The sequence below is a fragment of the Amycolatopsis sp. NPDC033938 genome (assembly GCF_055575975.1).
Genome location: NZ_JBVIRO010000041.1, coordinates 1 through 9,651, shown reverse-complemented (window position 1 = coordinate 9,651; position 9,651 = coordinate 1). Strand labels below are relative to the sequence as shown.

The window sequence follows — 9,651 nt, the reverse complement described above, 5'->3', positions numbered from 1 at the left end:
GCCCGGTCCCATTCCGAACCCGGAAGCTAAGCCTGACAGCGCCGATGGTACTGCAACCGAAGGGTTGTGGGAGAGTAGGACACCGCCGGACTAACTTCAGGACAGGGTCCTGACCAGGGTCGAGAACCTCTGACAGGTTCTCCCCGGTCAGGGCCCTGTCTCTTTTCATGTCCAGGGACGGACTACAGTGGTCCGTTGGCGCGCCCGATGGGTGTCGCCGGTATCGAAAACTTTTTCAATAGTGGCAGGAGGCCAGGTGTCCGAGTTCGGTCGACGTGACTCAGATGATGGCGCGTCCGGCCGGTCGGGTCGCCGGGACGAGAGTCCCCGCGGAGGCCGGTCTGACGCGCAACGAGGTGACCGGCGCGGTTCCGCCGGTGGCAGGCAGGACCGAGGCGGCCGTGACGGTGGCTATCAGGGCCGCCCGCGCCGGGACGACCGCGGTGCCCGCGGCACCGGCAGCTATCCCGGCAAGCCCGCGCGAAGCGCCGGCAGTGGCGATGGTCCTCGCGACCAGCGTGCCGGCGGTCGTTTCGCCGGTCAGGGCCGCGACGAGAACCGTCCGCGTTACAACAACGACGACCGCCGTGGCGGAACCGGAGCAGGCGACCGCCGCGACGACCGGTCCGGTGGCCGTGACAACGACCGCCGTGGCGGTTACCGGGGCGATGACCGCGGTGGCTACCGGTCCGACAACCGCGGTGGCGACAACCGCGGTGGCGACAGCCGTGGCGGCTACCGGTCCGACAACCGCGGTGGCGACACTCGTGGCGGTGACCGTGGCGGCTACCGGTCCGACAACCGTGGCGGCGACAGCCGTGGCGGCGACAGCCGTGGCGGCGATCGCGGCGGCTACCGGTCCGACAACCGCGAGAACCGCGGTGGCGACCGTGGCGGCTACCGCTCCTCCGAGGGCCGTCCCGAGCGTCGCTACGACAACCGCTCGGACAATCGCTCCGACAGCCGTTCGGACAGCCGTTCCGAAGGCCGGTACGAGAAGCGCACCGACAGCCGTCCGGCTCGCTCCGGTTACAGCTCGGACAACCGCGGCCGTTCCGACGACCGCCCGTCCGGCAACCGCTACGAAGGCCGCCCGCAGGGCAAGTCCTACGGCGACCGTGACAAGCGTGGCGGCAGCGACGACCGGCGCCCGTCCTACCGCGACGACCGCGGTGATGCGCGTTCCGGCGGCTACGGCGGCGACCGGCGTGACGATCGCCGTGACGACCGGCGTGGCCCCTCCTCGGGGGACCGCCGTCCCACGGGCGGTGGCTACGAGCGCAAGAGCTTCGGCGACCGTGACCGCGGCCGCGACGACGACCGCCGTGGCGGCTACCGCCCCTCCGGCGATCGCCCCGAGCGTTCCGACCGTCCAGTTCGGTCCGACCGTCCCGACCGCAAGCCGTCCGATCGGCCGGAGAAGCGGTACGACGACAAGCGCGGCGATTCCCGCGGCGGTGAAGGCCGGTTCGAGCGCAAGCGCGACGACCGTCCCCAGCGCGACCGTTCCGAGGGTCGCAAGGACTTCCGCTCCTCGCCGCGCACTGAGGACAAGCCGGTCGACGACGAGACCTTGGCGCGCGAGCTGCTGTCGGCTCCGGAACTGCCCGAGGGTATCGAGTTCTCCGACCTCGACGAAGAGGTCCGTCGCGAACTCCGCACCCTGCCCAAGGCACTCGCGGAAACCGTCGGCAAGCACCTCGTCGCGGCGGGCGGACTGGTCGACGAAGACCCCGAAGCCGCGATGGAGCACGCCAAGTACGCGAAGGCCAAGGCGTCGCGTGTGCCGATCGTCCGTGAGGCGCTCGGTCTGGTGGCCTACCACGCCGGCAACTGGTCCGAAGCGCTTTCGGAGCTTCGAGCCGTCCGCCGGATGACCCGCGCCGACGACCACATCGCGATCATCGCCGACGCCGAGCGTGCCATCGGGCGTCCGGAGCGGGCGCTGGACCTCGCGAAGGAGGTCGACAAGGAGCGTCTGTCCAAGGCGACCCAGATCGAACTCGCGATCGTCGCCGCCGGTGCGCGCCGTGACCTCGGTCAGCTGGACGCCGCCGTCGTCTCCCTGCAGGGCGACGACCTCAAGGCGGAGAAGCGCGACCCGTGGAGCGCCCGGCTGTTCTACGCCTACGCCGACAACCTCGCGGCCGCCGACCGCAAGGAAGAAGCGATCCGCTGGTTCCTCAACGCGGCAGAGGCCGACGAGGAGGACGAGACCGACGCCGCCGAGCGCGCCGCGGAGCTCACGAATGGCTGACGCCCTGTCGGCCGGGTACGACGCGGTCCTGTTCGACCTCGACGGCACGGTCTATCACGGCAGCACGGTCGTCCCGGGCGCCCCGGAAGCACTCCGGGCGCTCCGGGACGCCGGCACGGCCGTCCGCTGGGTGACGAACAACGCCTCCAAGGCACCCGAGGAGGTCGCCGCGCATCTGGAGGCACTCGGCCTGCCCGCCACCCCCGACGAGGTCCACACGAGCTCTCAGGCGGCCGCGGCCCTGCTGGGTGAGCGGCTGCCGGAGGGCGCCGTCGTGCTCGTCGTGGGTACGGACTCGCTCGCCGCCCAACTCGAGTCGGCGGGACTGCGCACGGTCCGGGAAGCCGGGCCGGACGTGGCCGCCGTCGTGCAGGGGCATTCCCCGGAGAACACCTGGGCCGCCCTCGCGGAGGCGTGTCTCGCCATCCGCGCGGGCGCGCTGTGGGTGGCGACCAACGTCGACGCGACCCTGCCGTCCGAACGCGGACTGCTGCCGGGCAACGGGTCGATGGTGGCCGCGTTGCGCACCGCCACCGGCGTCGAACCGCTGGTGGCGGGTAAACCGGCGCCGTCGCTGTTCACCACGGCGGCGCGGGACGCGGGCGCGGAGCGGTCCCTCGTCGTCGGCGACAGGCTGGACACCGACATCGAGGGCGCGGTCGCGGCCGGGATCGACGCGCTCTGCGTGCTGACCGGGGTCGCCGACGCGGCGTCCCTGATCAAGGCGAGGCCCGAGGAACGGCCGCGGTACCTCGCGTGGGACCTGTCCGGACTCGGCGCCCGCGCGGATCTGCTCGAGGTCGGCCCGAAGGACGGCTGGCGGGTCACCGCACAGGGTGACGTGCTCGAGGCCGAGGGTGAGGGCGACTCCTTGGACCTGTTGCGCGCGTTGTGCTCGGTTGCCTGGGAGACGGGGATCACCGAGGTCCGTGGCGTCGGCGACACCGCCCGCGCCGCGCTCGGCGAGCTGCGCCTCGCCTGACCAGCGCTGCTAACTTGGTGGGGTGCAAGACCACTTCCACCCCGTTCCGCGACCCCCGGTGCCCGGACCGCCGCCGGTCCCGGGTGACCAGACCGACCGTCCCGAGGCACGCTTTCCCGCCGAGGGACCATCGGCGCTGTACGCGCAGCAGGACACGGATCCCCGTGCCGGGGTCGACGAAGCCGTGGCGGGCCTCGACGACCTCGCCTCGCTTCCGCTCTCGGAGCACGTCGACCGTTTCGAAGCCGTGCACACCGAGCTGACGGTGGCGCTGTCCACCATCGACAAGGTCTGACCGCGTGCCCAAACGCGCCCGCCTGGACGCGGAACTCGTCCGGCGGGGTCTGGCCCGCTCCCGCGAGCAGGCGTCCGCGCTGATCGCCGAGGGCAAGGTCAGTGTGCGCGGGATGGTGGCCACCAAACCCGCGACCGGGGTCGAGTCCGGCGCGCCGATCGTGGTGCGCGACAGCGACGACCCCGGCTGGGCCTCGCGCGGCGCGCACAAACTGCTCGGCGCGCTCGCCGCCTTCACCCCGCACGGCCTTTCCGTCGACGGAAAGCGCTGCCTCGACGCCGGCGCCTCGACCGGTGGCTTCACCGACGTCCTGCTGCGCAACGGCGCCGCCACGGTGCTCGCCGCCGACGTCGGCCGCGGTCTGCTGGACTGGCGGCTGCGTACCGACGACCGCGTGGTCGTCCTCGACAAGACGAACGTCCGCAACCTGACCCCGGAAGACCTCGGCGGGCAGGTCGATCTCGTGGTCGGTGACCTCTCGTTCATCTCGCTCAAACTCGTGCTGCCCGCGCTGGCCGCGTGCGCACGGGACGGCGCCGATCTGGTGCCGATGGTGAAACCGCAGTTCGAGGTCGGCAAGGACCGGCTCGGCAGCGGCGGCGTCGTGCGCGACCCGGAGCTGCGGGCCGAATCGGTGCTGGGTGTGCTCGCCGAGGCCGAGAAACTGGACCTGCGCCTGCGCGGCGTCGTGGCGAGCCCGCTTCCCGGCCCGTCCGGGAACGTCGAATACTTCGTCTGGCTTACCCGCGGGACGGGGGAGACCGTCGGCACCGACGCCGAACGGCTCGTCCGTACCGCAGTCCTGGAGGGACCCCAATGAGCGATCGCGAGGTGCTGCTCGTCGTGCACCCGGACCGGGACGCGACCCGGGACGCGGCACGCGAGGTATCGGCCCGTTTCGCCAAGGCCGGTGTGCGGCTGCGGGTCCTCGACGAGGACGTCCGGGAGATGCTCGAGGCGGACGGCGGGATCGGCGCGCCCTGCACGGTCATGGCGCCGGAACAGGACCCGGCGGCCGGGACCGAGCTGGTGTTCGTGCTCGGCGGCGACGGCACGTTGCTGCGGGCCGCGGAACTGGCGAGGCCGAACGGTGTTCCGGTGCTCGGGGTGAACCTCGGCCGGGTCGGGTTCCTCGCGGAGGCCGATTCGGACAAGCTGGCCGACACCGTCCAGCGCGCGGTCGACGGCGACTACCAGGTCGAAGAGCGGATGACCGTCGACGTCACGGTCAGTATCGACGGCGAGGAGACCGTCCACACGTGGGCGCTCAACGAGGCCAGTGTCGAGAAGAGCTCACGTGAGCGAGTGCTGGACGCCCTCATCGAGGTCGACGGCAGGCCCGTGTCCTCCTTCGGCTGCGACGGCGTCCTGTGCGCCACCCCGACCGGCTCGACGGCGTACGCGTTCTCCGCGGGCGGGCCGATCATCTGGCCGGACGTCCAGGCGCTGCTGGTGGTGCCGAGCAACGCGCACGCGATGTTCTCCCGGCCGTTGGTCGTCTCCCGTGACTCGGAGATCACCGTCGCCATCGATCCGGACGGCTCGCCCGCCGTCCTGACCTGCGACGGATCGCGGACCTTCGATCTACCCGCCGGTGCGGCCGTGCGGGTCACCTGCGGCCGGGTGCCGGTGCGGCTGATCCGGTTGTGGGAAGGCCCCTTCACCGACCGGCTGGTGCACAAGTTCTCGTTGCCGATCAAGGGCTGGCGGGAGCGGCACGCCCGCTGAGGAGAGGTCATGAACGGGACTTTCATCGCGAAATTCGCCAGGAAAGTCCCGTTCATCTCGTGCCGGGTGCGGGAATGGTCGGGGTAGGCCGCTACGGTGGGCGTCGTGCTGGCCGAGATGCGCATCCAGGGCCTCGGAGTCATCGAGGACGCCCTGCTGGAACTGCACGCGGGCTTCACCGTCGTCACCGGTGAGACGGGTGCGGGCAAGACCATGGTCGTCAGCGGGTTGCACCTGCTCTCCGGCGGCCGAGCCGAAGTGTCCAAGGTGCGAACGGGAATGCTGAAGGCCTTCGTGGAAGGCCGATTCGAACTGGGCGGTGCCGAGGGCGCCACCCGGATAGTCACCGACGCCGGGGCGGAGGTCGACGAGGACGGCAGCGTCATCGCGCTGCGCGCGGTCTCGGTCGACGGCCGCTCTCGCGCCCACCTCGGTGGCCGTTCGGTGCCGGTCGGTGTGCTGGCCGATCTGTCCGAGCAGCTGATCGCGGTGCACGGGCAGAACGATCAGCTGCGGCTGCTGCGGCCCGCCGAGCAGCGCGCCGTGATCGACCGGTTCGCCGGTGAAGCCGTCACCGAACCCTTGGAGCAGTACCGCGCGGTACGGGACGAGTGGCTCGCCGTCGTCGCCGAACTGACCGAGCGGTCCACCCGTTCCCGTGAGATGGCCCAGCAGGCAGACCTGCTGAGGCACGGTCTCGCCGAGATCGACGCGGTCGCGCCGGAACCCGGCGAGGACACCGAACTCACCGAGCAGATCAAGCGGCTCGCCGCGGTCGACGAGCTGCGGGCCGCGGCCAGTGCGGCGCACGCCGCCGTCGCCGGTTCCTCCGACGGGGATCCGGACGCGCCCGGCGCGCTGGGGCTGATCGGCGAGGCGACGCGCCAGCTGACGGGCTCCGAGGACGCCGTGCTCCGCGATCTGGGCCCCCGCCTCGACGAGGCTTCGGTACTGCTGTCCGAAGTGGGCACCGAGCTGGGGAGCTACCTCGAAACGCTCGACGCCGACCCCGCGCTGCTGGAAAAGGTGCTCGCCCGCCAGGCCGACTTGAAGCGGCTCACGCGCAAGTACGCCGCCGATGTGGACGGTGTGCTCGCCTGGGCCGACGACGCCCGCCGCCGGATGTCCACGATGGACACTTCCGAGGAGGCGCTGGCCGAACTGGCCAAGCGCCGCGACGAACTCGCCGTCACGCTGGCGGAACACGCCCTCCGGTTGTCGGAAGCCCGCGTCGAGGCCGCCGCCGAACTGGCCGAGGCGATCACCGCCGAGATGTCCGGGCTCGCCATGGGGCAGGCCGAAATCGAGATCACCGTCGAGCGGCGCACCGTGGACGAGAGCGACCCGCACGCGGTGAAGGTCGAAGGCAGGCTGGTGCACGCCGGCCCCGACGGCGTCGACGACGTCGAGCTGCTGCTGCGCGCGCACAACGGCGCACCGCCGCTCCCGGTGCACAAGGCCGCTTCCGGCGGTGAGCTTTCCCGCGTGATGCTGGCGATCGAGGTCGTCCTCGCGCATGCCGACACCGTGCAGACCCTGGTGTTCGACGAGGTCGACGCCGGGGTCGGCGGCCGCGCCGCGGTCGAGATCGGCAGGCGGCTGGCACGGCTGGCGCGCAGCCACCAGGTCCTGGTGGTCACGCACCTGCCGCAGGTGGCCGCGTTCGCCGATCAGCATCTGGTGGTGGACAAGGGCACGAGCGGCGGGGTGACCCGCAGTGGCGTGCGCGTACTCGAACAATCCGAGCGGGTCGTCGAACTCGCGCGGATGCTCGCCGGAATGGAAAGCACCGAGACCGGCCGCGCGCACGCCGAGGAATTGCTCGCCGTCGCCGAGGCCGACAAGAGCGCGCCGGACAAGCCCAAATCCCGCCGCGGCGGAAAGCGCAAGAAGGCGAAGTAACGGACGAGACGGCATAGGAGTCGCGCGACCCGGTGTGGGTTAATCGGCGTGTTCCCTTCGGCGTGGCGGACGCATAAGGCCGCGCCGATTTGTCACTATCGGTCGCATGAAGCTCACCGGCTTGCTCACGCGTAACCAAGAGACCCTCCCCGGGATCACCGGCGTCGCCAGGGTCGACAGGCGTACCCGTGAGCTTCTCCGCCGGCTGAGCCCTGGCGACATCGTCGTCCTCGACCAGCTCGATCTCGACCGTTCGACGGCCGACGCCTTGGTGGAGGCCGAAGTGGCGGCGGTGGTGAACGCCTCGCCGTCGATCTCCGGCCGGTTCCCCAACCTGGGGCCGGAGGTCCTGCTCGAGGCGGGGATCCTGCTGGTCGACTCGGTCGGCGGCGAGCTGCTGCGCAAGGTGAAGGACGGCACGAAACTCCGTCTGCACGAGGGCGTCGTCTACGTCGGCGAGCGGCAGATCGGCTCCGGGATCCAGCAGACGCGCGAAAGCGTCGCGGACCAGATGATCGAGGCCAAGGCCGGGATGTCCACCCAGCTGGAGGCGTTCTCCGCGAACACGATCGAATTCCTCCGCCGGGAACGCAGCCTCATTCTCGATGGCGTCGGGGTGCCGGAGATCCGGGTTCCCTTGCGGGACCGGCACGCACTGGTGGTCGCGGGCGGCAACGGGCACGCCGAGGACCTGAAGAAGCTGAAGAAGTACATTTCCGAGCACCGTCCGGTGCTGATCGGGGTCGACGCCGGTGCCGACACCCTGCGGGCGCAGGGGTACCTGCCGGACGTCATCGTCGGCGACCCGCATGGGATCGGTGCGGAAACGCTGCGCAGCGGCGGCGAGGTCGTGGTCCCGGCACAGCCGGACGGGCACGCGCCGGGTGTCGAGCGCATCCAGGACCTCGGGATCGGCGCGGTCACCTTCCCCGCCACGGGCAACGCCGAGGACCTGGCCCTGCTGCTGGCCGACGCGCATGAGGCGAGCCTGGTGGTCACCGTCGGTTTCCAGGCGACACTGCGGGAATTCCTCGACCACGGCCGGTCCGGGTCGAATCCGTCGACGTTCCTCACCCGGCTCAAACTCGGCACGAAACTGGTCGACGGCAAGGCGGTCGCGACCCTGCACCGCAGCCGCGTCTCGATCGGCGCCGTCGTCCTGCTGGTGCTGGCGGCCTTGGTGGCCGTCGCGGCCGCGCTGCTGGTGTCCGACGTGGGTTCGGTCTACCTCGACTGGATCCGCGACACCTGGAACTCGTTCATCGCCTGGGGCAAGGGACTTTTCACGTGATTTCTCTGCGGTACCACATCGTTTCCATCGCCGCCTGCTTCCTGGCGCTCGCCATCGGGGTGGTGCTCGGGTCCACGGCGCTGAACGGTTCGCTGCTGTCCGGGCTCGCCGGGCAGAAGGAGGACCTGGGGTCCCAGGTCGCGGATCTGGAAGCGCAGCGCAATTCCCTCAACGCCCGGCTCAGCGACGCGGACGCGTTCGCCGGGGCGATGGGACCCAAGGTCGTCGCCGGGCAGCTGGACAAGCGGTCGGTGGTGCTGGTGACCACCGAGGACGCGAAGCCCGCGGACCGCGACGCGCTCAAGCAGCTCGTCGGGCAGGCCGGTGGCTCGGTCACCGGCGAGATCCAGCTGACCGAGGCGTTCTCCGACCCGATGCGGTCCGATCAGCTGCGTGACGTCGTGACGCGCCTGCAGCCCGCCGGTGTCCAGTTCCCGACCGCGGGCGACCCCGGCACCCTGGCAGGCGCGCTGCTCGGTTCGGTGGCGTTGCTGAACAAGGACAACGCGCAGCCGCAGTCCACGCCGGTGGAACTGGCGGCCGCGCTCGGCGGGCTCACCGACGGTGGTTTCCTCAAGGCGGGCCAGGACGTGAAGCCCGCGCAGCTCGCGATCGTGCTCACCGGCTCCAAGTACACCGGTGACGGCGCGGGAGACCGTGCCTCGACCGTCGCGCGGTTCGCCGCGCAGCTCGACCGGTCCGGTGCGGGCACGGTGCTCGCGGGCGACGCCGGCTCCGCCGACGGCACCGGCGCGATCGGGGTCGTCCGCGCCGACACCTCGGCGACCTCCATCCTGTCCACTGTGGACAACGCGGAGACCGCGGCGGGCCGGGTCACCACGATCATGGCGTTGCGCGAGCAGCTCGAAGGCGGCGCCGGACGTTACGGCATCGCCGGTAACGCCCAGGCCCCGGCTCCGGGTATCGCCGCCGCAGGCAACTAGCCGGCGGAGTAGGGCAAACGTGGTCTGATCGGCTCGCTGCCGTGAAGGTCCCCTTGCCTACCCTGAAGGTCAATGCCAGGGACTTAAGGGGTGGCACCCGCCGTTCTCGATTGTCCACAAGGGACACAAGTCAAGTAGAAATGTCCGTTTAGTTACCGTTTGACTGTATTCTTAAGTCCGTGAAGGCCTCCTTGCCTACCTTCAAGGTAGGCAAGGAGGCCTTCACGGACTTCCCGCACCTCGTCGGCGGCC

Annotated in this window: 8 protein-coding genes and 1 rRNA gene; all 9 read left to right on the top strand. The window is 70.9% G+C overall.

Annotated features, from left to right (window positions below; genetic code table 11):
• Positions 1 to 91, top strand: a 5S ribosomal RNA gene (gene rrf / locus ACZ5ZX_RS41580); the annotation flags it as partial.
• A gap of 165 nt (positions 92 to 256) precedes the next feature.
• Entirely contained in the window at positions 257 to 2,257 is a 2,001-nt protein-coding gene (locus ACZ5ZX_RS41575) for a tetratricopeptide repeat protein (protein ID WP_465507515.1), read from the top strand.
• Positions 2,250 to 3,239, top strand: coding sequence for an HAD-IIA family hydrolase (locus ACZ5ZX_RS41570; RefSeq protein WP_465507514.1), 990 nt, complete (start codon positions 2,250 to 2,252; stop codon positions 3,237 to 3,239). Before ACZ5ZX_RS41575 ends, ACZ5ZX_RS41570 begins: the two co-directional genes overlap by 8 nt.
• 22 nt (positions 3,240 to 3,261) lie before the next feature.
• Complete coding sequence (locus ACZ5ZX_RS41565; protein ID WP_465507516.1) at positions 3,262 to 3,534, top strand: hypothetical protein; 273 nt, start codon at positions 3,262 to 3,264, stop codon at positions 3,532 to 3,534.
• Between the two features lie 4 nt (positions 3,535 to 3,538).
• The gene (locus tag ACZ5ZX_RS41560; protein ID WP_465507513.1) at positions 3,539 to 4,354 is read left to right on the top strand and encodes a TlyA family RNA methyltransferase; all 816 of its coding nucleotides are present in this window, start codon (positions 3,539 to 3,541) and stop codon (positions 4,352 to 4,354) included.
• Positions 4,351 to 5,262, top strand: a complete 912-nt coding sequence (locus ACZ5ZX_RS41555) for an NAD kinase (RefSeq protein ID WP_465507512.1) — start codon at positions 4,351 to 4,353, stop codon at positions 5,260 to 5,262. Before ACZ5ZX_RS41560 ends, ACZ5ZX_RS41555 begins: the two co-directional genes overlap by 4 nt.
• Before the next feature lie 105 nt (positions 5,263 to 5,367).
• Entirely contained in the window at positions 5,368 to 7,164 is a 1,797-nt protein-coding gene (recN, locus tag ACZ5ZX_RS41550) for a DNA repair protein RecN (RefSeq protein ID WP_465507511.1), read from the top strand.
• Between the two features lie 106 nt (positions 7,165 to 7,270).
• Positions 7,271 to 8,455 carry a putative cytokinetic ring protein SteA gene (gene steA / locus ACZ5ZX_RS41545; protein ID WP_465507510.1) on the top strand — a complete coding sequence of 395 codons (1,185 nt, stop codon included), beginning with the start codon at positions 7,271 to 7,273 and terminating at the stop codon, positions 8,453 to 8,455.
• On the top strand, positions 8,452 to 9,399 hold the full coding sequence (locus ACZ5ZX_RS41540; protein ID WP_465507509.1) for a copper transporter: 948 nt from the start codon (positions 8,452 to 8,454) through the stop codon (positions 9,397 to 9,399). Before steA ends, ACZ5ZX_RS41540 begins: the two co-directional genes overlap by 4 nt.
• Positions 9,400 to 9,651 lie beyond the last annotated feature (252 nt).